A 21946-nucleotide genomic window follows, 5' to 3' on the forward strand; every position below is an offset into this window, starting at 1 on the left:
CGCTCGCCTCCCGGCCGGGGTGTCCTCCCGACTCGCCGTCAGGCGGCGGTCGCGGTCGCTCGCGTGGTCGCGCTCGCCGCCGAGGCGGACCAGTCGATCCGGTGCTCGTACTGCCAGGCCATCTTCTCCGGGCTGACGAGCTTCATGCCGAGCGGCATCAGCGCGTCCCGCAGCACCCGGGCCACCGGGCCGGCCGCCTTGTTGCTGTTGGTCCGCTCGGCGGCCTTGATGATCCGCTCGACCCGCGGGCGGCGCAGCGCCTCGTACTGCGCCAGCGCCTGGGGCAGGGGCAGATCCCGCAGGCAGCGTGCCAGTTCCACGGCGCTCTCGATGGCCAGCGACGCCCCCTGGCCGGAGCTGGACGAGGGCGCGTGCGCGGAGTCCCCGACCAGCACCATCCGGTCCCGGCTCCAGTGCGGCATCACCGGCATGTTCTCCACCGGGCCGGTGATCATCAGCTGGGCCGGGTCGGTGCGGCGGATCAGCTCGACGGCCGGGGTGCGGTCGCCCGCGCACGCGGCCTCCAGCTCCTTCAGCCACCGCGCGGCGCCGTGCGCCACGGCCTCGGCCTGGGTGAGCGGCTCGGCCCACGGCAGGTTGACGAACCAGACGGCGTTGCCGTTGATCACCTGGAGGCCGAAGAAGGCCCGCTTGCCGAAGGTCATGTACATCCGGCCGCCGGTGTCCGGCACCAGTCCGGTCTGGGCGTTCATCGAGCCGAAGCCCTGCAGGCCGGCGTAGCGCGGCTGCGGGGCGGCCGGGTCGATCAGGCCGCGCACGGTGGAGCGGATCCCGTCGGCGCCGATCAGGAGCTCGCCGGTGGCGGTGGAGCCGTCGGCGAACCGCGCCGTCACGCCGTCGGCGGCCTTCGTCACGCCGGTCAGCCGCTTGCCGTGCTCGATCCGGATGCCCCGCCGGAGGGCCTCCGCGTACAGCGCCTGGTACAGGTCGCTGCGCATCACCAGCCGGGTCGGCTCCAGGCGGCCGGGGCTGCCGAACTCGGCGAGCCGCTTGCCGTTCCAGCTCTGCAGCACGATGGCGTCCATCGGGTCGCCGAGCCGGCGCACCAGGTCGCCGGCGCCGATCACGTCCAGCGCGGCCAGCCCGTTCGGCGCGAGCCCGAGCCCGGCGCCGACGCCGGTGGCGGTCTCCGGGTACGCCTCGTGGACGGTGGCCTCGATGCCCGCCTGCTGGAGGGCCATCGCGGTGACGGGGCCGGCGACTCCGCCGCCGATGACGAGTGCGTTCTTGATCTTCGATGCCATGGCTCTGTCCCTCTCCTGATCGTTCGCCGTTCGGGCCGGCGCTCTGTCGGCTCCCAGCTCGGCCTCTCCATAGTTGCACCGTATCTAGTTTCAATGCAACTAGTTCCGTCGCGGGTAGCATCGGCGGCATGAGTACCGCAGTGAAGAGCTCCCCCCTGGGCCTGACCGTCCTGTCGTTGCTGCACTTCAAGCCCCTGCACCCGTACGGCATGCAGCGGCTGCTCAAGCAGTGGGGGAAGGAGCAGGTGGTGAACGTCGGCCAGCGCACCGGCCTGTACCGCGCCATCGACCGGCTGCTCACGGCGGGCCTGGTCGCCGTCCGCGAGACCGAGCGCGACCAGCAGTACCCGGAGCGGACCGTCTACGAGCTCACCGAGGCGGGGCGGGAGGCCACCCGCACCTGGCTGCTGGACATGCTCCGCTCGCCCAAGCAGGAGTTCCCCGAGTTTCCCGTGGCCCTCTCCAACCTGATGCTGCTCGCCCCGGCCGAGATCGAGGAGGCGCTCGCCGCCCGCCTCTCCTCGGTGCGCGACGCCCAGTCCGTGCTGGAGCGCGGGCAGGCCGAGGCCGCCGGGTCCGGCGTCCCCCGGGTCGCTCTGCTGGAGACGGAGTACAGCCTCGCGATCGCCCGTGCCGAGGCCGGCTGGCTGGCGGCGGTCATCGCCGACTTCCGCTCGGGCGCCCTCGCGTGGGACGCCGAGGAACTGCTCGCCATCGCCGCCGCCAGCGAGGCCCAGACCCTCTAGCGGCGACGGGTGACCGGTGACCGGCGGCTGAACGCACAAGGGCGGCCGCCGAAGCGGCCGCCCTTGTGCGGTGTTGCCGTCCAGGACTCTGTCTGGAGCCGGGTGCGTCAGAGGGGGTTGAGACGGGTCCTGAGCAGGCAGAACTCATTGCCCTCGGGGTCGACCAGGACGTGCCACTGCTCGTCCCCCGTCTGGCCGATGTCGGCCGGGCGCGCGCCGAGCGCCAGCAGGCGTTCGAGTTCGGCGTCCTGATCGCGGTCGGTGGCGTTGACGTCGATGTGCAGCCGGGACTTGCCCTTCTCCGGCTCGTCCCTGCGACTGAGGAAGATCGTCGGCTGCAGGCCCCCGAACCCCTCGCGCGGCCCGATCTCCATCGAACCGTCGTCCTCGCGACCGAGCACGACGAAGTCCAGGACCTCGCACCAGAACCGCGCCAGCACCTCAGGGTCGTGGCAACCGAGCACGAGCTCACTGATACGACATGCCATACCGAAACTCCCCACCGTGAAACCGACCCCGCGACCGTACCGGACGAGGCGGGCGCGGGCGAGACGATTTCAGGGCCCGTCCCGCCGTCGCGGCCGTCAGTCCGGGCGGTGTGCGAGAAGGGCGCGGTCCTGCGCCGTCAGCCGCAGCGCGCCCGCGGCCACGTTCTCCGCCAGGTGTTCGGGATCGCCCGTCCCCGGGATCGCCAGCACGTGCGGCCCCTGCTGCAGCGTCCAGGCCAGCCGCACCTGCGCGGGTGACGCGCCGTGCGCGCGGGCCACGGCGAGCACGTCCGCTCGCTCCCCGGCTCCGGCCTGCTGCCCGCTGCCCGCAGCCGCGATCGCCATCGCAATCGCGGAGAACGGGACGAAGGCGATGCCGAGTTCGCCGCATCGTCGCAGCAGTTCCTGCTCCTCCTCGGGTGCGCCGACACCGTAGGCGTTCTGCACGCAGACGACCGGCGCGATGGTCCGGGCCTCGGCCAGCTGTTCGCCCGTCACATTGGACAGGCCGAGATGACGGACCAGCCCCGCCGCCCGCAACTCGGCCAACGCGCCGACGTGCTCGGCGATCGAGGTGCCCTTGCGGCTCGGTGGCACCCGCAGGTTGACCACGTCCAGATGGTCGCGGCCGAGCTGGCGCAGGTTCTCCTCGACCTGCCCGCGCAGCTGCTCGGGTGTGGCCCACCACCAGGCGCCGGAGGGGTCGCGGCCGGGCCAGACCTTGGTGGTGATGACCAGGTCGTCGGGGTAGGGCGCGAGGGCCCGGTTGATCAACTCGTTGGCGGAGCGCGTCGACGAGAAGTAGAACGCGGCGGTGTCGAGGTGGTTCACGCCGAGTTCGATCGCGCGCCGCAGCACGCCGATCGACCGCTCGCGGTCGCTCGGCACGCCGAGGTGGAAGGGGGCGCTGCCGGTCAGGCGCATAGCGCCGAAACCGAGGCGGTTGACGGTGAGGTCGCCGAGTCGCCAAGTACCGGCGAGGTCAGCGGTGTTGTTCCATGAGGTGGGTGTGGGCATGAAAAAAGCCTCCGCGGCCCGGACCGGAATCCGTGCTGAGGAGGCTCTGAACGTCTGTCGGCATTTTACCACCGCGGCCCCGGTCCGGTCGCGTGCCGGAAAGCGGTTGCGGGGCGTCAGGTGTTGGGCGAGGATCCCTCTCGTGATGACCAGCCTCTTCAGCCGCCGCCCGACCGCCGTCACGCCTGCAGAGGATCACCACCTTGAGCTACACCGTTCGCCCCTACGCGCCCACTGACGAGACCACCTGGCTGCGCTGCCGGGTCCTCTCCTTTCTCGACACCCCGTACTTCGACGACGTCCTGCGGGCCAAGCCCGACTCCACCGCCCCCGGCCTGGATCTGGTCGCCGTCGACGGGAACGGTGACGTCGTCGCGATCATGGACACCGGCATCGAGGGTGAGCTGGCCACCATCGACACCGTCGCCGTGCACCCCGACCACCAGCGCAGCGGCCTGGGCCGACTCCTGCTGGACGAAATCCGGGTGCACGCCCGGCAGTTGGGTGCCGACACGCTCGACGCCTGGACGCGTGACCACCCCGGCACCCTGAGCTGGTACCGGGCCATGGGCTTCGCCGAGAGCAGCCACTACCTGCACGTCTACGCCAACCACTACACCGCGCCCGAGGAGCCGGGCCGGGCGGTCGCGCAGGCCGGGGACGGCCTGCGGCCGATCGCCGCCTTCCTGCACGCGAAGCTCGCCGACGAGCAGCGGCTGCGTGGCGAGTTCGCCCGGGTCCACGTCTGCCGGCGCTTCGCGCTGCCCCTGGTATCGGCAACCGACGGGAACCGAGCGTGACTTCATCGATTCTGCTCACCGGCGGCACCGGCACCCTCGGGCGCCACGTCCTGCCGCTGCTGCGCGCGGCGGGCCGTGAGGTCCGGGTGCTCAGCCGGCAGGCCCGTCAACCTGCCGACGGCGTCGAGTACGCGACCGGTGACCTGCTCGCGGCGTCACCGGAGGACGGGATCGCCGCTGCCGTGGCGGGAGTCGAGATCATCCTGCACCTCGCGGGCGGCCCCGAGGGCGACGCCGAGGCGGCCCGCAACCTGGTCCGCGCCGCCCGGTTGGCCCGCGCTGCGCGGGCCGAAGGGTCGCTCGGGGTACGGCACTTGGTGTTCGTCTCGGTGATCGGTGCGGACCGGGTGCCGCTCGACTGGTTCGCGTCCAAGCTGGGCGCCGAGCAGGCGGTGACCGACTCCGGTCTGCCCTGGACGACGCTGCGCGCGGCCCAGTTCCACGACCTCACCCTCACCGTGGTGCGCCAGATGGCCAAGCTCCCGGTCATGCCGGTCCCGGGCGGCCTGCGCCTGCAACCCGTCGACCCGCGCGATGTGGCGGCCCGGCTGGTGGACCTGGCCCTCGGCCAACCGGCGGGCCTGGTCCCCGACTTCGCCGGCCCGCGAACCTACGGCATGGCCGACCTGAGCCGCGCCTACCTCGCCGCCACCGGCGAGCGCCGCACCATGGTCCCGATGCGCACCCCGGGCAAGGCCGGGCGCGCCTACCGCGCCGGCGAGAACCTCGCGCGCGAGGGGGCGCACCTGGGAACGCGCACCTGGGAGGAGTTCCTCGCCGAGCGGCTGCTGAGCGGCTGACCGGCCGACCGGCTGATCTGCTGAGCGGCTGACCGGTTGAGGCCCCTTGGGGCCCGTGCGGCAGTGCGGCAATGGATGGGCCCCGCGTCAGGGGACGCGGGGCCCAGCTCACCTCATGGCCGCGCACTGGAGATCTGACGATCTGTCAGAGACTGGTCCAGGAACAGGTCCAGGTGCACTGCGGGGGGTTCGCCAGTGCGACGGTGTCCTGCTCGTCGCTGGCGAGCGCCTGCAGCTCGTTGACGTCGTTGCTCATGTGGATTCACCTCCTCTCGTCACGTGGTGGGGGAATTGGCCGGGCACGGTGCTCAGAGGCTGGTCCAGGAACAGGTCCAGGTGCACTGCGGCGGCTCGGCCATGACGGCCGTCTCCTGCTCGTCGCTGGCAAGTGCCTGCAGCTCGTTGACGTCGATGCTCATATGAATTCACCTCCTTTCTCCTACCGCGGTTGTCGGGCCGGCAGGTGCCGGCCGGGGCAGGTCTGGTGCGGGTGCCGTCGCGCAGGGACGGATCCGGTGCGCGAGGACCCGGGGTGCGAGGACCCGGGGTGCGAGGACCCGGGGTGCGGCCGGGGCGGCCGGGGTGGTATCCCGTCGTCGACGGGCCCGGCCGCCCCTACCGTGCGGGAGGGGTTGGCCAGTTGGGCAGCCACATCCGGGGGCCGCCGTGCCTCAGTCGCAGGAGCAGGGCGAGAACGCCGGACAGACCGGTGTTGTAATCCGCGGTCACCTTGGTCAGCGACTCGTCCGGGACGAGCAGCAGCCCATCGCGGAACACCCGGCGGGCGTAGGCGCACGCCACGAGTTCCTCGGCCCAGTGCCGGTAGCGCTGCTCGCCCAGAGCGGCGGCCAGGTCCAGCAGGAAGTCGGCGTTGCCGGCCAGGCCGTGGCAGGCCGCCGGTGCGGCCCGCCAGCGCCTGCGGTACACCTCCACGGCGCCCTGCTCCGCCAGTTCGCGGTAGCGGTCGGTGCCGGTGGCCTGCCAGAGGCGGATCAGGAAGGTGCCGACTCCGGAGGAGCCGCTGCACCAGTGCGGTGGCTGCAAGGGGCTGTTGGCGGATGTGTCGCTCATCGGCCACCAGGCGGTCGTGCCGTCCGTCCGGGCCGCTGCCACCAGGGTGTCGCCCGCCCGGCGGGCGAGTTCGACGAGATCCCCGCGCTCCGCGGCCAGCCCGGCCAGCAGCAGGAACGTGCCCACTCCGGCGACCCCGTGGCCGAAGCCCAGTTGGTCCTGTCCGGCCAGGGCCGAGTCGAAGTCGGCCGGGATCGGCCAGCTCACCCCCGACCGGCCCGGGCGGGCGGCGGCGACCAGGCCCTCGGCGGCTTCCAGTGCCCGCTTGCGGAACTCGTCCTCGCCGGTCACCTGCCAGAAGTGCAGCTGGGCGAGACCCGCTCCGGCCGCGCCATGGCAGACGTCCGGGTTCGGCCAGCGCATCGGTATCCGGCGCGCCAGTGCCAGCGCCCTGGACTCCAGGGTGTCGTCCCCGAGCAGCCGGGCGGCGTCGAGCAGTGCCCAGGCGGTCCCGCTGCGGCCGAAGTACAGCCCTGGAAGCGGCACTTCGCCATCGTCGTCGAGCCGGTCCGCGATCCAGCCGGCGGCCCGGGAGACCGCCGCCCGGAGCTCCCCGGCCCGGCCGTCGCTGCCGGCCCCGCCACCGCTGCCGGCCCTGCCACCGCTGCCCGTCTCGCCGGCCGCGCAGGCGGCCGACAGCACCGCCAGCACACCGCCGGCGCCGTGCTGCACGCTCAGCGCGTCCGTACCGGCGGCGAAGCCCGTGGCGGGCCACAGCCGCTCGGCGGCCGGAGTCATGGTGGTCAGCAGCAGGCTCAGACCGTCGGTGACCATCCGGGCCTCGACCCCGGCGGGGACCGGCTCGGTGGGGGAGACCTCCGCCCAGTCGGCGCCGGCCGTCGCGTCGGGGGCCGAGGCCAGGTACTCCCGGACCCGGGACAGCGGCCAGCGGTCCTCGGCGGACTCGGCCAGCAGGCCCAGGACCAGCGGCTCGAACCACCGCAGACCGGGCCCCGCCCCGAGGACCCCGGACACCAGCTCGGCGCGCCGCCCGGCGTCGTCCCGGTGCTCCGCGTCGTCGCGCTCCGCCGGGCTGTCCGCCGCCAGCCTCAGGTCGGTACCGGACGCCAGGTGGAACAGGGTCGCGCCGAGGCTGAACAGGTCCGACTCGGCGGCCGGTGCGGGACCGTCGACCGGCCCGGACACCACCTCGGGAGCGCCGTAACCGGGGGTGAACGCCTTGCGGACGCGCTCTCCCGGTCGGGCGAGCATCTCCAGGTCGATCAGCCACAGCCGGCCCTCGGCGGTCACCATCAGGTTGTTGGGGTTGAGATCGCGCAGCACCAGGCCGGTCCCGTGCACCGCCGACACCACGTCGACCAGTTGCCGGGCGAGGTGGACCAGCGGGCCCGGCGCGTGGTCCGTCCGTCCGGCCACCCAGGCGTACAGGGTCCGGCCGACGATCCGCTCCTGGACGAGGTACTGGTTGCCGCCCTGCTCGAACCGGTCGAGAGCGCGGGGGGCGATGCCGAGCGGAGCGAGTGCGGTGTGCATCCGGGCTTCGTGCCGCAGCAGCGTGGACGCGTCCGTGCCGCTGAGCGTCGCGCCGACGTGCCGTCGGGCCTCCTTGATGATCACCTCCGCCCCGGTCTCCTGGTCGGTGCCGATGAACACCCCGCCCTTGTAGGCGTGCCGGACGGCCCGGCGCACCACGTAGCGGTCGTTCAGCAGCACCGCCGACGGAGCCGCGCTGCCGCTGCCGCTGCCCGCGGCGGCGACCGGCACTGGCACCGGCGCCGGCAGTGGACAGCGTGCCCAGCTCGGCGGGCTGTACCGGGGCTGCCGGCCGTCCTTCTCCAGCCCGCCGTCGGGCGTGGTCAGCACGGCCTCCCATGAGCCGTCGGTGCTCAGCCTCACGCTCCGGCTGAACGCGCCGTAGCGGTAGTGCACCAGGCTGCCGGGCCGGTGGACCCGGTCGGAGAGGATGCCCGGCCCCGGCAGTCCTTCGGTGGCCAGGTGGAGTTGCTCCGCGAGGTGGCGGAACTGCTCGTCGTCCTGCGGATAGACGGTGATGAACTTGCCGCCGCCGCTGCGGTCGTAGCGTCCGCTGACCAGGGCCGTGGCGTTGCCGAGCGTGCGGGCGAACTTGAAGCGCGCCCGCTGGGCGACCAGGACCTCCGCGCAGCGGTGCAGGACCAGGGGTGCCGCGAGCGGTGTGGCCGAGACGTGCAGCTTCCAGCCCTGGGCCGGGAGTTGCGGCTCGTCCTCGGGCACCACATGGCACCAGAACGCCCGCGGGGTGACCTGCCAGCGGTCGGCGGGCAGCACCGCCCGGACGATGCCCGGGAGGAACTCGGAGTCCGGCTCCAGGTCGTCCGGGGGCACCGGGCCGTCCGTCACAGTCATCACCGCGCCTCCGTCGTGGGGATGGACGGGTGAGCCGGGGTCCGGCTGCCGTCCGCGGTGCCCATACTTCCGGGGCTCCTGGGGGCGCGGCATGGGTGATCCACACCCATCTTCCGCACCCCGACCCGGCACCAAGCACCCAGTACCCGGCACCAAGTACCCGGCACCCAGTACCCGGCACCCGGCAGCGTGCGTGAGCTCCTAGGGCTTGCCCGCGGCCAGCTCGGCGGAGAGCCGGCACAGCGCCGCGCGGTCCGGCCGGCCGGTCTTCTGGAACAGGCTCGCCATGTGCTTCTCCACCGTGCGCGTCGAGATGGACAGCCGCCGCGCGAGGTCCTGGTTGCCGGGCCGTTCCGCGAGCAGCACCAGCACCTCGAACTCGCGCGGGGTGACTCCCAGCGCGCGCAGCGCGGCCGGTATCAGCTCGCGTCCGCTCCTGCGCTGGGTACCGCCCGCGCCGGCCTGCCGCAGCATGACCCGGCAGGCGGACGCCACGGACGGCGCGTCGAGCGCGTGGAAGTACTCCTCCGCCGACCGCAGCCAGGCCACCGGATCGCCCCAGCCGTCGGCCAGCGCGGCCTCGGCGACCAGGCGCAGACCGAGGTGGCGCCCGGTCGGGAACGGCGTGGTACCGCGCCGCATCCGCTCGACCTCCTGCGCGGCCTGCTCGCCCTGGCCCCGCCGACCCAGCAGGATCGCCCGGGCCAGGGTCAGGAACTGTGCGTTCCAAGCGAGTTCGGCGGCCGGTGCGGCCGCCACCGCGGCGTACTCGTCCCACCCCGCGGCGCCGGCCAGCACGGCCAGCAGCGGGGCCAGTCCGTACCGCCCGGCCAGGTAGAAGACGTTCGGGTGTTCGGCCTCCCAGGCCGCTCCGGCCGCGAGCTCGGCGCCGGCCGCCGCGCGGTCCTCCTCCAGCAGCGCGCAGACCGCTCGGCACAGCCCGAACATCAGCGGCACGAGGAACGAGTCCTCGCCTCCGGCCTGCCGGAACTCCCGCAGCTCGCGCTCCATCTCCCGGCGCCGGCCGCGGTGGGCGGCCAGCGTCGCCGCGGTCAGCAGCAGGTAGCGGTGAGTGCCGATGTTGCGCATCCGGACGCTGCTGTCCCGCCAGCGTTCGATGATCCCGGTGGCCTTCGCCTGCTCGCCGCGCAGCACGGCGTTCATCGCGAGCAGGCTCTCGGTGCGCTGGGTCAGCACGATCGAGCCCAGCTCGCGGGCCTCCTCGCGGGCCTGTTCGAGGAGGCCCGGGTCGCCCGTCCGCATGAACGCGTTGGCGCCCAGGCGGATCAGTGCCTCGAACCGCCAGGTCGGCAGGGCATGGGTCTCGGCGACGGTGAGCATCCGCGCCAGGCAGGCGTCGGCGGTGTCGAAGCCGTCCTCGCGGGCCAGCAGCGCCAGCAACTGCCAGGCCTGGCAGGCCAGTACCGGGAGTTCGGCCCGCTCGGCGACCTCGGCGGCCTCCTCGGCCCGCCGCCTGACCTCGCTGAGCCGCTCGTCCTGCCCCGGATGCAGCGCCAGGTGCCCTTCGATCACGGCCAGTGCGGCGGTCTGCTCCGGTCGGCCCTCCTCGCCGAGCAGCGCCCGGGCGATCGCCAGCTGCGTGACGGCCTCCGTCCGCCGTTCGGTCATGACGGCCGCCCAGGCGAGCCGGGTGTGCAGGGCCGTTCTGCGGTCGGGGTCCAGGGCCGTCGTGCCGGCCGCCGGCAGTGTCTCGGCCAGCGCCAGCGCGTGGTCCAGCCGGCCGGCCTCGGCCAGTGCGTACAGCAGCGATTCGGTGACCGGGGTCCGGTCCGCCGGGGCCGCCAGCTCCCGGGCCCGCTCCAGGAGTTGGACGGCGGACGCGCAGGCCCCGCCGGCCAGCGCCTGGCGGCCCGCCTCGGCGTAGAGCAGCGCCGCGCCGGGCAGGTCGCCCGCCGCCACCAGCAGGGTGGCGACCTGCTGGCACCGTTCGGCGGAGATCGGCGGCTCGGCGGGCCTGAGTGCGGCGGCCGCCCGACGGGCGAGGGCGGCGCGTTCGGCCGGCGCGAGGCCCGCCAGGACCGCCTGGGCGGTGAGGGCGTGGCGGAACGCGTACTGCTCCGGCGCGGTGGTGTCGGGGACGACGAGGCCCGTCTCCACCGCGGACCTCAGGACGGCGAACAGGTCCGACTCCTCCCGGCCGGTGACCAGCCGCAGGGCGTCGACCGGGAACCGGTGGCCGAGGGTGGCCGCGAGCAGCAGGAGTTCCCGCAGGTGCGGTGGCAGCCGGTCCAGGCGTTGGCCGTGGCTCTGCACCACGGTGGCGGGCACGGTGACCGCGAGCTCGCCGGCCACCCGCCAGCCGTCGCCGTCCCGGTGCAGGACGTTCGAGCCGATCATGTCGGCGAGCAACTCCTCCACCAGGTACGGGATGCCGCCACCGTCGGCCAGCCGCTCGACCACCGGGCCCGGCACCTCTGCCGCCGCCACGCCGAGGCAGCCCGCGGCCAGCGCCCGGACCTCGGGCCGGCCCAGGGGTGCGGGCGCGGTGATCGAGGCCACCCGGCGCCGCTCGGCCCCGCACGCCAGGTCGAGTGCGGGACCCGGTTCCGGCCGCAGGGCGGCGACCAGCAGCACCGGCACCTGGGTGAGGTTGTCGACCAGGTACTCCACGACGGCGACGGTTTCGGAGTCCGCGTCGTGCAGGTCCTCCAGGGCCAGCACGCAGCCGGCCGTCCGCCCGATGACGGCGAGCAGCCGGAGCAGGGCCTCGGCGAGCTCGACCACGCTGTCCGGGTGGCCCGGGGCCGCCGTGTGCCGCCACTCCGGGACCAGGCGGGCCAGGGCCGGCCGGTAGGGCACCAGCTCCGGGTCTCCCGGCGGCCCGCTCCGGCGGAACTGCGAGGACAGTGCTTCGACGAGGGGCCGGAACGGTGTGCCCGCCCCGGTCGTGCTGCCCCGGCCGCGCAGCACGGGCAGCGGGAGCGCGACGGCCCGCCCGGCGCAGTGGTCGATCAGCCGGGACTTGCCGATGCCGGCCTCGCCGACCAGGAACACCGCTTCGCCGCAGCCGTCCCGCAACCGCGTCAAGGCCCCGTCGAGCTGCAGGATCTCGGCCTCACGGCCCACCGTGACCGGTGAAGTGGTACGCATGGCTGCAGGGTATTGGATCATCAGAAACCCGCAGGACAGCGGTCCTTCGGCGCACTGCCGGCCGCCGGGCCCGGCCGGCGCGGGCACCGCCGGCTCCCGGCCACGCGACCCCCGGTACGGCCCAGGGCCGTAACCGGGGTCGCGTGGCCGGTGGCTCACCGCACGGGCGGCCGGTGTCGGCTCAGGCGGGGCCGGTCATCGTCTCGTACGTACAGGGCGGCTCGTTGCGGTGGCTGCCCAGCAGCGCGGAGCGGCGGGTGAGCCGGCTGCCCGAGCGCAGCTCGATCCGGCCGGCCGGGTGGTCGAGCGCGCCGGGCGGGGGCGTGACGGGCGGCTTGCGGGTGTCGGGTATGGCGGGGCTGAGCATGGTGGTCGATCCTTTCCGGTGAAGGTCACGGCGTCCGTGGCGACGGCCGTGTACCGATCGGCGGCTGCAACAGCAGCGCCGAGGTCGTGTGGTCGGCGAAGCCGAGCCGCAGCAGCGTGTGGCCCACCCCCGCAAGGCCGGTCAGCAGGCCGGGGGAGCCGAGGCCGCCGGGGGTGCCGCAGACCGGTTCGGACCGGTCGAGCCCGGCCAGCAGCGCGGCCGTTCGGCGTTCCAGGGCGGCGCGGCAGGCGGGGTCGGATGCGCGGCGGAGCAGTTCGAGGACACCCGACTCCCCGTGGCACAGGCTGTGGTTCGGCAGCGGACCCGCGGCGACGGCCTGCCGGAGGAACCTCTCGGCCCCGCTCGCCAGCTCGGGATCGGCCATCGCGGCCGGGCTGTCCACCAGCGCGAGCGCGACACCGGGCGTGCCCGCGCACCAGGACCCGCCGCTCGCTGCGCCCACAGCTGCGCCCACAGCTGCGCCCACAGCTCCGCCCACAGCTCCGCCTACAGCGGCGCGCAGGGCGGCCAGCCCGGCGCGTTCGCAGTCGGCGCCGCCGCCGGCCCGCGCGAAGCGCAGCAGCGCCCAGCCGACCCCGGCCGCGCCGGTGCTGAAGCCGGGTTCGGCGGGCAGTGGCCGGTCGAGCAGACGCGATGCGCACAGCGCGGCGCCCTGCCAGGCCTCGGCGCTGCCGGTGGCCTGGTGCACGGCGAGCAGGGCGGCGAGGCCGCCGGCCGTACCGTCCGCGACGGCGGACGACTCCTCCTGCTCGGCGGCGCGGGCGGTCAGCCGGACGGCGGGTTCGAGCCAGCCGAGGATCTCCCGGTCGTCGAGCAGGACCGTCAACTGGGCCAGGGCGTAGGCCGGTCCGCCCAGGCCGGCGAACGCGCCCGAGCCCACGACCGGCAGGTCCTCGGGCCGGGCGGCCAGTCGCTCCAGCAGCTCGGGTATCGGTTGCAGCGCGCTGCGGCTCACCTCCGCGTACCGTGCCCGGCCGGTGAGCGCGGCGAGTTGGGCGAGGAACAGGGCCGGCCCGAGATAGCCGCCGCCGAGGTCGGCGCCCGAGGCCACCGGCCGCCAGTACCGGTCGGCGAGCAGTTCGAGTCCGATCCAGTTCGACCTCTCCGGGGACCGGTGGGCCTGGGCCACCAGCCGGTCGCCGAGGGCGCCGGCCGCGGCCAGTGCCGCGTCAGGCAACTGTCGCGACAGGGCGAAGGTTGCCTGACGCGGCACCAGCAGCCGGGCGGGGTCCGGTGCGGGCGCGGCCGGTGGTTCGGGCAGCGGGAGGCCGGTCCCGTGCGCGGGGGCGGTCGAGCGGCTCGTCATCGCCGCCCTGATGATCCACTCCTGGGCGGCGAGGTCGGCCGGCGCCAGCGCGGTGATCTTGGCTGCCACCCGGTCGAGGCCGGGGCGCTCCAGGACACCGGGGAACCGCCGGCCCCGACCGCTCCACAGGTCCGTGTCGCCGGGCCGCGCGGTGAACAGCGGGACGTCGCCGTCCCACAGTTCGGCGATCTCGGCGTCGACCAGCTCGGCCCAGCTCCGACGGCCGTCCTGGTCCAGGCCCACCAGCCGGAGCAGGTGCTCCCGCTCGGCCGCGTCCCGCAGCACGTCGGGGTGGGTCGACTCGTCCAGCAGCGTCGCGTACTCGGCGGTGGCGCGGACCACCACCCGCACCTCGTCACCGGCGAACGTGGCCAGCAGGCCCTGACGGCCGGTCAGTTCCCCGGCGCCCGCGGCGAGGGCGCGGTAGCCCGCCCGGAAACCGGCCAGCAGTGCGTCGACGTGGTCGGCCGGGTCGGCGACCACACCGCCGAGCCGTGGGCGGTTCTCGGCGCCGCCGAACTCCCCGGCGCGCCGGACGAGCCGCATCTCGTCGGTCCCCGGCGCCGCCCAGGCCACCGCATCGGTCGGCGATCCGGCGCCCGGGTCGCCGCCGAGCCCCGAGGCGTCCAGGGCCCGCTCGTCGCCGAGGAGCAGCACCGGCAGCAGACCGGTCCGGTGCACCGAGGCGTGCAGTGCCAGCGCCGCCGGATCCGCGACCTGAGGATCGCCTTGCGCCGGTGACCGGTGGGCGGGTACCGGTGGGTGGAAGAGGGTCTCCACGTCGACGGGGACGGGATGCTCGGCGCAGGCGATCAGGTTCTCGAAGTGCAGGTCGGTGCAGTCCAGGGCGTGCAGCAGGGCGAGCCAGGCGCCCTGCCGCCGGTAGAAGCGCCGCAGTTGGTCCGGATCGTCACAGGACCTGCGCTCGACGAACTCCAGCCAGCCGTAACCGGGGCGCTCCAGCAGCGCGAGGGTTCGCAGACCGGGCGTGTCCGGCTGGGCGTTGAACCACTCCACCACCGTGTTGAAGTGCCGGTGGGCCCGGATCGAGCGCGGCTTGTACACCACCCGTGTGCCGTCGGCGAAGCGCAGCACGGTCACCGCGCGGCCGCCCCGGTGCCCGTCGCCGGCCGTCCGCCCGACCGCGACGAGCGGGCCGGGGTCGGCCCCCCGCAGGAGGACCGCGACCAACTCCGCCCGGTCGGCGGCGAACCGCTCCAGCAACTCGGTCAGCGCGTCGGCGGCGGCCAGGCTCGTGCGGCCGAGGAGCCGGGCCAGCACCGGGTATCCCCGGAAGAGTTCGGACAGGCCATCGCGGCCCGCCGCCCTGGTGACGAAGGAACGGAAGCGTTCGGCGGGTGTGGCGCCGGTCAGTTGCCCGGCCGTCCTGGCCGTATGGAGCTCCAGGACGAGGGTGCGGGCGGCCTGCCGGACCAGGGCGTCGGTGAGGTCGTCGACGAACTGCGCCCGGACGGCCGCCAGATCGGCCTCGGCCCGGGGCAGTGCCGTCGCCAGCAGTGCCGTCGACGGTCGTGCCCCCGACAGCCGTGCCCCCGACAGCCGGGCCCCGGCCAGCCGGGCCCCCGCCAGTTCGGCCAGCGGCGCGAGGACGGCCCGGAAGCCGGTGGTGCCCGGCAGCGGGCCCTCCGGTACCACCGGCACGGGAGCGCCGGCGACCGCCTCCTCCACGAACGCGGCCCACGCGGGCCGGCGGCCACCGGACACTGTGCCCGACGGCCCTGCGCCCGACGGCAGCGCGCCCGACGGCCCTGCGCCCGAGCGCAGTTCGCTCGCGGACAGGCCGGGCTCCCACCAGCGGTCCGCCCCCGACCCGGTCGCCGTCAACGTCGGAACAGTGATCACAGTGCAGGGTGGCAGGAAGTGAAGGTTTCGTGCAAGAGCGTGATCAAGAATGCTGCCCTCGTCACCACTTCGCTGCCTGGAGAGCGCCGTTCAGAGGTTGCCAGGGCCCAGCAGCTCCCGCAGCGCGCTGAGCCCCCGGCTGTCGTACGGATCGCCGGGGTCGACGAAGACCGTGTGCTGCTGGCCGTCGCGGGTGTACACGTCGATATAGCCGCTGCCGTACCTCGGCCGCCCCATGGCCCACTCGGCGGACTCGATCTCGGCCACAGCGAAGGTGCGGTTGCCGACGTTGATGGTGCGCTCCGCCTGGCCGTACTGCGGGTCGAGGTCGCGCAGCAGGCCGCGCGCCTGACGCACCGTCTGCTGGTCCGCGCTCGCGGTCGCGTCGGCGATGGCCCGCACGTAGACCTCGCAGGCCTCGGCGAGGCGGCCGGAGTCGACCTCGATGAGCCGCCGGTGGGCCCGCTGCGCGGTGTCCCCGTGGAACGGGGGCTCCATGGCCCGCAGGAACAGGCCGCAGGCCTCGCTGACCCGCCCCTGATCGACCGCCAGGTTCGCCAGGTTGAACCGCGCCTTGCGGGCGTGCTCGGGATGCCCGTCGGCGACGGCCTGCTCGTACAGCTCGCGGGCGTGCGCGAGTTCGCCGTTGCGCTGCTGGAAGATCGCGTAGTTGAACAGGGACTTCGGCGCGTGGTCGGGATGCCCCGTCGCGATCGCCTGCTCGAACGCGGCCCGCGCCTGCGCGACCCGCCCGGCCGAGGCCTCCAGCACCGCCAGGTTCGCCAGCGCCTTGGGGCCGACCTCCGGGTCACCGGTGGCCACGGCACGCAGAAACGCGGCGCGCGCGGCGTCGACACGGCCCGCCGCCCGCTCGCTCGCCGCCAGCTCGAACGCGGCCTCGGCTGACTCCTCGCCCGGTCCCTGCGAGCGCGGCGTCCCGTCCGGGTACCAGGTGCGCAGCGTCCCGTCCCGGAGCCCGGACAGGTAGCCGGCCAGCGCGATCACCCGGCCGTCGGCATCGGTGTACTCCACCTCCCCGGTGAACGGCACGCCCCCGTGGCAGGCGCGGTCGGACTCGTCGTATCGCATGTCCCGTCGGTTGATCCGCATCCCCACAGTCTCAGTGCAGAGCCGCCCGCGGACAAGGCCGTTGGGATGTCGCAGGGTCCGCCGGCGGGGGCCGACGGACCCTCCTACGCGCCCCGCGCGGAGCAACCGGCGGCCGCGCTCCGCAGCGCGTCGAGCAGTCGGTGCAGCGCGGGGTGGACGGGGGCCGGCTCCCGCAGGGCCGCGTAGACCGCCCGCACCGGCTCCGGATTGCGGACCTCGCGGACGACCACATCGGGATGGTGGTTGCCCAGCCCCATCTCCGGGATCAGGCCCACCCCGAGCCCGGCCGCGACGAAGCCCTGCGCGGTGGCGTAGTCCCCGCTCTCGACGACGAAGTCCGGGCTGAATCCGGCCGCCCCGCAGGCCTCCAGGACCGGGTCCAGGCAGGGGCCGGGCTGATCGCTGCCGACCCACGGCTCGTCGGCGAGGTCGGTCAGGTCGAGCACCTGCTTCGCGGCGAGCCGGTGTCCCCGGGGCAGCACGGCGACGTACCTGTCCTCGGCCAGGTGCACGAACCGGATGCCGTCGACGGACACCTTGTCCCGCGGCCGGATCAGCAGGGCCACATCGGCCCGACGCTCCCGCACCTCCACGAGCGAGTCCTCCGCCTCGCCCAGCCGGAGTTCGACCTGGACACCCGGCTGTTCACGGCGCAGCGCCGCCACGGCGGGAGCCACCAACCTCGCTCCCGCCGTGGCGAAGTACCGCACCACCACCCGGCCCGTCCGGCCGGCCCGCAGCTCGGCGAGCGCGGTCTCCGCCTCGGCGAGGTGTCTGCCGAGGACGGCCGCGTACTCGGTGAGCAGCCGCCCGGCCTCGGTGGGCCGCACGCCCCGCCCGGTCCGCTCCAGCAGCCCGATGCCGGCCTCCTTCTCCAGCGCCGCCATCTGCTGGCTGACGGCGGACGGCGTGTACCCGAGATTCCGCGCTGCCGCGGTGACCGATCCACTGGTGACCACGGCCCTCAGCACCTGCATACGCCGCATATCAAGCATGTAGCACAGCTTAACTCTCGATGCAGATCTTTTCGCTTGTCTTACAACGAGGCGCGGGGCACCGTACGGGGAGGAAAAACCCCGACCAGGAGGCGGACAGTGCTCAGCGGCTCACGCGCAACCCTCATACGCATGGCCGTTCTCGCCCTGCTGTGGGGATCGGGCTTCCTCTGGATCAAACTCGCCCTGGACGGCGGCCTGTCCCCGCTCCACATCACCGTCATCCGGTGTGCGCTCGGCGCGGCGGTGCTGCTGGTCCTGGCCCGCTCCGGCGGCCAGCGCCTCCCGCGGGACCGCAGGACCTGGGGCCATCTCGTGGTGGCCGCCCTCCTGTGCAACGCCCTGCCGTTCCTCCTCTTCAGCATCGGCGAACAGAGCGTCGACTCGGGCGTGGCCGGCGCCCTGAACGCCACAACTCCACTGTGGTCCCTGGCCATCGGAGTCGCGTCCGGCTCGGAGCGCGGCCTCTCCCCGGTCCGGCTGGCCGGCCTGCTGCTCGGCTTCGCGGGGACGGTGGTCATCTTCGCCCCGTGGCAGCAGGGGGGCCTGACCGGCCGGGGTGCGCTGGCCCTGCTCGCCGCGGCCGTCAGCTACGCGGCGGCCTTCGCCTACATGGCCCGCCACCTCATCGGCCGCCGGACCGCACCGCTGGCCCTCTCGGCGGCCCAACTCCTGGCCGCGACAGGCCTGAGCGCCCTCGCCCTGCCCGCCGGTCCCACGACCCTGTCCGGTCCGACCTGGACGGCGGTGGCCGCCGTCGTGATCCTGGGCGTCTTCGGAACCGGCATCACGTTCCACCTCAACTCCCGCCTCATCGCCGACGAGGGCCCCACCACCGCGGCCAGCGTCGGCTATCTGCTGCCGGTGGTCTCGGTGGCGCTGGGCGCGATCGTCCTCGACGAGAGGGTGGGCGTGCGCGTCGTCGCGGGCATGGCCCTGGTGCTCGTCGGCGTCGGACTGACGCGCGGTCAGAGCAGCGGTCCCGCCCGGTCCGGCGCCGCCCGGCCGCAGCCGAGCCCCGGAGCGAGGATCGGATGACCGTGCACACGCAGGACGAATCCCCTTGGCGCGAAGCCGACTTCCGCACCCTGTTCGGCGCGACGGCACTCAGCCAGCTCGGCACCAACGTCGGCTACGTCGCCATCCCGTTCATCGCCGTCTCCGCCCTCGACGCGAGCCCCGGCCAGGTGGGGGCACTCTCCGCGCTGAGCACGGCCGCCTTCCTCCTCATCGGCCTGCCGGCCGGAGCCTGGGTGGACCGGATGCGGCACCGCCGGGTGCTGATCGCCGCCGACCTCCTGCGAGCCGTCCTGCTCGCCACCGTCCCGCTGGCCTGGTGGCTCGGCTCCCTCACGCTCGGTCAGCTGTACCTGACGGTCCTGCTGAACGGCTGCGCCACCGTCTTCTTCGACGTCGGGTCCCAGAGCGTGCTGCCGCAGCTGGTCGGCCGCGAGAGCCTGGTCCGGGCGAACGCCGCCGTGGTGAGCCTGATGGCCGTCGGCAACGTGGCCGGCCGGGGCGCGGGCGGCGGACTCGTCCAACTGCTCACGGCCCCGGTGGCGGTGGCCTGTGCGGCCGGTGGCTATCTGGCCTCGGCCCTGCGCCTCACCGCGATCCGCCGCACACCCCGGCCGGCCCCGCTGGCGCCCGGGAGGTCCACCCGGCTGAGAGCACAGATCGCCGAGGGTCTGCGGCACGTCCTCGGCGACCGGGAGCTGCGGGCCCTCGCGCTCACCGCGGCCCTCAGCAACCTCGGCTCCCAGATCATCAACACCATGCTCCCGGTGCTGTTCATCCGCGAACTCCACCTTCCGGCGTCGGTGTTGGGGCTGTTCTGGGCGATGGGCGGAGTCGGCCTCCTGCTCGGAGCGCGCTGCGCCCGGCCCATCGCCCGGCGCCTGGGCCACGGCCGCACCCTCGGCCTGCTGGGCCTGTGGCTGGCGCCCGCCGGACTCCTCGTCCCGCTGGTGGGCCGCGGCCCCTGGCTCTGGTTGGCCGGGACCGGCTGGCTGCTGGCCATGGCCAAGACCGGCACGGACAACGTGCTGGGCGTCAGCCTGCGGCAGCGTGCGACCTCGGATGCCCTCCTCGGCCGGATGAACGCCACCTTCCGCTTCCTGCTCACCGGTGCCCTCGCCATCGGCTCCGCCGTGGCAGGAGTGATCGGCGAGCTGGCCACCGTCCACACCGCGCTCTGGGTCGGCGCCGCCTTCCTGGCGACGGCGTTCCTGCCGGTCTTCCTCTCGCCGGTCCGAACCCGACGCGAACTGCCGAAGCAGCAGGAGGCCCCGCCCACGAAGATCCCGGCGGGGACGACAGGCCCTAGGGCCTAGGGCCCTTTCGGGCAGCGGCCCGTTCGCCTGCAACCATGGCCCTCCCGGCTGCGTCCGATGCGATACCGGGGGCCGGTGGCGAGGTGAGCGGGGGAGCGGCGGACGTGCGCGTGCTGGTGGTCGAGGACGAGGAGATGCTGGCCCTGGCCATCGCCGAGGGGCTGCGGCAGGAGGCGTTCGCCGTGGACGTCGTGCACGACGGCGCGGCGGCGGTGGAGCGGCTGGGCGTCCACACCTACGACGTGATGGTGCTGGACCGCGACCTGCCGCGGCTGCACGGCGACGAGGTGTGCCGGTGGGTGGTCGCGCAGGGCCTGGAGGTGCGGGTGCTGATGCTGACCGTCTCCACCACCCTCGCCGAGCGCGTCGCGGGCCTGAACCTGGGCGCGGACGACTACCTGGCCAAGCCCTTCGCCTTCGCCGAACTGGTGGCCCGGATCAGGGCGCTGGGCCGGCGCTCGCGCCCCGCCACGCCGCCCGTGCTGGAGCGCGCCGGGCTGCGGCTGGACCCGCACCACCACGCGGCCAGCCGCGACGGGCGGCCGCTGGCGCTCTCCCGCAAGGAGTTCGCGGTGCTGGAGGTCCTGCTCGGCGCGCAGGGGGCGCCGGTCTCGGCCGAGCAACTGCTGGAGCGGGCCTGGGACGAGAACATCGACCCGTTCACCACGATCGTGCGGGTCACCATCCGCAGTCTGCGCCGCAAGCTGGGAGAGCCGGACCTGATCGAAACACTGACCGGCACCGGCTACCGGATCCCCTGACGGTCGCCCCGCCGGTCGTCCTGAGGATCGGTCAGCGCCGGTCCGTCGGCAGCACCACCCGCACCTCGATCCCGCCGCCCGGCAGCGGCCGCGCGGTCGCCTCGCCGCTGTGCGCCTGGGCGACCGCGCGCACGATGGACAGGCCCAGGCCGCTGCCGCGCGCCGAGCCCACCCGGTCGGTGAGCCGGCGGAAGGGCGCGAAGAGCACCGGGATCTCGTGCTCGGAGATCAGCGGCCCGGTGTTGCCGACCAGCACCTCGGCGCCGTGCCACCTGCCCCGGGTGCGCACCGTGACCCGCCCGCCGGGCACGTTGTAGCGGATCGCGTTGTCGACCAGGTTGCGCAGCACCTGCTCCAGCAGGATCGGGTCGCCGGTGGCGGGAGCGGGCGCCAGCCGGCACTCCAGCGTGACGTCCTGGCGGGCCGCCTCGGCACCGGCGGACGCCACCACCGCCTCGGCCAGTTCGGCCAGGTCGAGCGGCAGTTGCTCGGTCAGCGCGTCATCGGTCCGGGCCAGGGTGAGCAGCGCGTCGATCAGCCTCTCGTGGCGCTCGCTGACGGCCAGCAGGTTCTCGCCCAGCGTCCTCACCTCGGGCGGGGCGGTGGGCCGGTTCATCGCGACCTCCACCAGGGTGCGGCTGACCGCGATCGGGGTCTTCAACTCGTGCGCGGCGTTGGAGATGAAGCGCGACTGGCCGGCGAAGGCCTGGTCGAGCCGGTCGAGCATGCTGTCGAAGGAGTCGGCCAGTGACTTCACCTCCCCGGGCGGCGCCTGGAGGTCGATCCGCCGGTGCAGGGTGCGGGTGGCGATCCGCTCCGCGTGCGAGCTGATCACACTGAGCGGACGGGTCAGCCGCCCGGCCACCAGCCAGCCCGCGGTGGTGGCGACGACCCCCACGACGAGCACCGTCAGACCGCCCTTGGCGAGCAGGTTGCGCTTCATCGAGGTCAGGATGACGGCCTTGGTCGCCGCCTCCCCGCCCTGCCGCTGGGCGAGGTGCTGCTGGAGGTCGGCGGCGGGGTGCGGGTCGAGGGAGTAGCCGGGGGAGAAGGCGAGATCCAGGCTGTACCGCATCGAGTTGTCGACCAGGATGATGGTGACGGCCAGCACCGCGGCGGCGGCGACGAAGAACATCAGGCCGAAGACCAGCGAGAGCCGGGTCCGCAGGCTGCTGCGCCAGGCACCGCCGCTGCCGCCTCCCTCGCCCCGGTCGGCTCGTCCCCCGCCGCCCCGGTCGGGTCGCCCTCCGTCACCTTGGTCGGATCCCTGCTCGGGCCCGGAGACCGATGTGCGCATGCTGCCCGTTCGTCGTCGTGGCGGCCCGCCGTGCGTGGTTCGGCGTGGCGTCCCCTTCAGTATGCAGACGCGATGTGAGCTGGGTGTGAGTGATCACCTCACCAGGGTTTAACGGGGCCTCGGCTGGAGTGTCGTGCGAACGGCGACACCAGGAGGTCGGTGCTCATGCGGAGCGCGACGAGAGAACGGGGCCCGGCGCCCCACGGCCGGTACGTCCGGGCCCGCGGGGCCCAGGACACCTGCAGCACA

The 21946-nt window shown here is 74.2% G+C and carries 17 protein-coding genes; 6 read left to right on the forward strand and 11 right to left on the reverse strand.

Annotated elements, in window-relative coordinates; genetic code table 11:
- Positions 1–38: 38 nt before the first annotated feature.
- Complete coding sequence (locus ACFZB9_RS16725; protein WP_391447728.1) at positions 39–1265, reverse strand: FAD-dependent oxidoreductase; 1227 nt, start codon at positions 1263–1265, stop codon at positions 39–41.
- 128 nt (positions 1266–1393) lie between these two features.
- On the opposite strand from ACFZB9_RS16725, the gene ACFZB9_RS16730 reads away from it, so the two are divergent.
- The gene (locus tag ACFZB9_RS16730; RefSeq protein WP_391447730.1) at positions 1394–2011 is read left to right on the forward strand and encodes a PadR family transcriptional regulator; all 618 of its coding nucleotides are present in this window, start codon (positions 1394–1396) and stop codon (positions 2009–2011) included.
- 107 nt (positions 2012–2118) lie between these two features.
- Here ACFZB9_RS16730 and ACFZB9_RS16735 read toward each other — a convergent pair whose 3' ends face one another.
- A complete protein-coding gene (locus tag ACFZB9_RS16735) occupies positions 2119–2499 on the reverse strand; it encodes a VOC family protein (RefSeq protein WP_391447732.1) in 381 nt (126 codons plus the stop codon).
- A gap of 96 nt (positions 2500–2595) precedes the next feature.
- A complete protein-coding gene (locus ACFZB9_RS16740) occupies positions 2596–3516 on the reverse strand; it encodes an aldo/keto reductase (RefSeq protein ID WP_391447734.1) in 921 nt (306 codons plus the stop codon).
- Positions 3517–3719: 203 nt separating this feature from the next.
- Here ACFZB9_RS16740 and ACFZB9_RS16745 point away from each other — a divergent pair, with 203 nt between their 5' ends.
- Both ACFZB9_RS16745 and ACFZB9_RS16750 read left to right on the forward strand, forming a co-directional pair.
- Positions 3720–4316 carry a GNAT family N-acetyltransferase gene (locus ACFZB9_RS16745; RefSeq protein ID WP_391447736.1) on the forward strand — a complete coding sequence of 199 codons (597 nt, stop codon included), beginning with the start codon at positions 3720–3722 and terminating at the stop codon, positions 4314–4316.
- A complete protein-coding gene (locus ACFZB9_RS16750; RefSeq protein ID WP_391447738.1) occupies positions 4313–5116 on the forward strand; it encodes an SDR family oxidoreductase in 804 nt (267 codons plus the stop codon). Before ACFZB9_RS16745 ends, ACFZB9_RS16750 begins: the two co-directional genes overlap by 4 nt.
- A gap of 308 nt (positions 5117–5424) precedes the next feature.
- Here ACFZB9_RS16750 and ACFZB9_RS16755 read toward each other — a convergent pair whose 3' ends face one another.
- From ACFZB9_RS16755 to ACFZB9_RS16785, 7 genes are all read right to left on the reverse strand, one after another.
- On the reverse strand, positions 5425–5535 hold the full coding sequence (locus tag ACFZB9_RS16755; protein WP_391447740.1) for an ALQxL family class IV lanthipeptide: 111 nt from the start codon (positions 5533–5535) through the stop codon (positions 5425–5427).
- A 196-nt stretch (positions 5536–5731) separates the two neighbouring features.
- Positions 5732–8533, reverse strand: coding sequence for a class IV lanthionine synthetase LanL (gene lanL, locus ACFZB9_RS16760; protein WP_391447742.1), 2802 nt, complete (start codon positions 8531–8533; stop codon positions 5732–5734).
- A gap of 201 nt (positions 8534–8734) precedes the next feature.
- Entirely contained in the window at positions 8735–11644 is a 2910-nt protein-coding gene (locus ACFZB9_RS16765; protein WP_391447744.1) for an AAA family ATPase, read from the reverse strand.
- Positions 11645–11825: 181 nt separating this feature from the next.
- Positions 11826–12011 carry a hypothetical protein gene (locus ACFZB9_RS16770; protein WP_391447745.1) on the reverse strand — a complete coding sequence of 62 codons (186 nt, stop codon included), beginning with the start codon at positions 12009–12011 and terminating at the stop codon, positions 11826–11828.
- A gap of 25 nt (positions 12012–12036) precedes the next feature.
- Positions 12037–15183 (reverse strand): type 2 lanthipeptide synthetase LanM family protein, encoded by a 3147-nt coding sequence (locus ACFZB9_RS16775; protein WP_391447747.1) that lies wholly within the window; start codon positions 15181–15183, stop codon positions 12037–12039.
- Between the two features lie 108 nt (positions 15184–15291).
- Positions 15292–16290 carry a tetratricopeptide repeat protein gene (locus tag ACFZB9_RS16780; RefSeq protein ID WP_391447749.1) on the reverse strand — a complete coding sequence of 333 codons (999 nt, stop codon included), beginning with the start codon at positions 16288–16290 and terminating at the stop codon, positions 15292–15294.
- Between the two features lie 104 nt (positions 16291–16394).
- A complete protein-coding gene (locus ACFZB9_RS16785) occupies positions 16395–17288 on the reverse strand; it encodes a LysR family transcriptional regulator (RefSeq protein WP_391447750.1) in 894 nt (297 codons plus the stop codon).
- Positions 17289–17438: 150 nt separating this feature from the next.
- Here ACFZB9_RS16785 and ACFZB9_RS16790 point away from each other — a divergent pair, with 150 nt between their 5' ends.
- From ACFZB9_RS16790 to ACFZB9_RS16800, 3 genes are all read left to right on the forward strand, one after another.
- A complete protein-coding gene (locus ACFZB9_RS16790; protein WP_391447752.1) occupies positions 17439–18344 on the forward strand; it encodes a DMT family transporter in 906 nt (301 codons plus the stop codon).
- Positions 18341–19639: an MFS transporter gene (locus ACFZB9_RS16795; protein WP_391447754.1), complete on the forward strand. Its 1299-nt coding sequence runs from the start codon at positions 18341–18343 to the stop codon at positions 19637–19639. The genes ACFZB9_RS16790 and ACFZB9_RS16795 overlap by 4 nt, the downstream gene beginning before the upstream one ends.
- Before the next feature lie 104 nt (positions 19640–19743).
- On the forward strand, positions 19744–20400 hold the full coding sequence (locus tag ACFZB9_RS16800; protein WP_391448072.1) for a response regulator transcription factor: 657 nt from the start codon (positions 19744–19746) through the stop codon (positions 20398–20400).
- A gap of 31 nt (positions 20401–20431) precedes the next feature.
- Here ACFZB9_RS16800 and ACFZB9_RS16805 read toward each other — a convergent pair whose 3' ends face one another.
- Positions 20432–21697, reverse strand: a complete 1266-nt coding sequence (locus ACFZB9_RS16805; protein WP_391447755.1) for a sensor histidine kinase — start codon at positions 21695–21697, stop codon at positions 20432–20434.
- Between the last annotated feature and the right edge of the window lie 249 nt (positions 21698–21946).

Source organism: Kitasatospora sp. NPDC008050 (assembly GCF_042957465.1).
Taxonomy (GTDB): domain Bacteria; phylum Actinomycetota; class Actinomycetes; order Streptomycetales; family Streptomycetaceae; genus Kitasatospora.

Bases quoted from the DNA above. Each gene is read 5' to 3' on its own strand.
- ACFZB9_RS16725 (WP_391447728.1), bottom strand. From the start codon at position 1,265: ATGGCATCGAAGATCAAGAACGCACTCGTCATCGGCGGCGGAGTCGCC.
- ACFZB9_RS16730 (WP_391447730.1), top strand. From the start codon at position 1,394: ATGAGTACCGCAGTGAAGAGCTCCCCCCTGGGCCTGACCGTCCTGTCG.
- ACFZB9_RS16735 (WP_391447732.1), bottom strand. From the start codon at position 2,499: ATGGCATGTCGTATCAGTGAGCTCGTGCTCGGTTGCCACGACCCTGAG.
- ACFZB9_RS16740 (WP_391447734.1), bottom strand. From the start codon at position 3,516: ATGCCCACACCCACCTCATGGAACAACACCGCTGACCTCGCCGGTACT.
- ACFZB9_RS16755 (WP_391447740.1), bottom strand. From the start codon at position 5,535: ATGAGCATCGACGTCAACGAGCTGCAGGCACTTGCCAGCGACGAGCAG.
- lanL (WP_391447742.1), bottom strand. From the start codon at position 8,533: ATGACTGTGACGGACGGCCCGGTGCCCCCGGACGACCTGGAGCCGGAC.
- ACFZB9_RS16765 (WP_391447744.1), bottom strand. From the start codon at position 11,644: ATGCGTACCACTTCACCGGTCACGGTGGGCCGTGAGGCCGAGATCCTG.
- ACFZB9_RS16770 (WP_391447745.1), bottom strand. From the start codon at position 12,011: ATGCTCAGCCCCGCCATACCCGACACCCGCAAGCCGCCCGTCACGCCC.
- ACFZB9_RS16780 (WP_391447749.1), bottom strand. From the start codon at position 16,290: ATGCGATACGACGAGTCCGACCGCGCCTGCCACGGGGGCGTGCCGTTC.
- ACFZB9_RS16785 (WP_391447750.1), bottom strand. From the start codon at position 17,288: ATGCAGGTGCTGAGGGCCGTGGTCACCAGTGGATCGGTCACCGCGGCA.
- ACFZB9_RS16790 (WP_391447752.1), top strand. From the start codon at position 17,439: ATGGCCGTTCTCGCCCTGCTGTGGGGATCGGGCTTCCTCTGGATCAAA.
- ACFZB9_RS16795 (WP_391447754.1), top strand. From the start codon at position 18,341: ATGACCGTGCACACGCAGGACGAATCCCCTTGGCGCGAAGCCGACTTC.
- ACFZB9_RS16805 (WP_391447755.1), bottom strand. From the start codon at position 21,697: ATGCGCACATCGGTCTCCGGGCCCGAGCAGGGATCCGACCAAGGTGAC.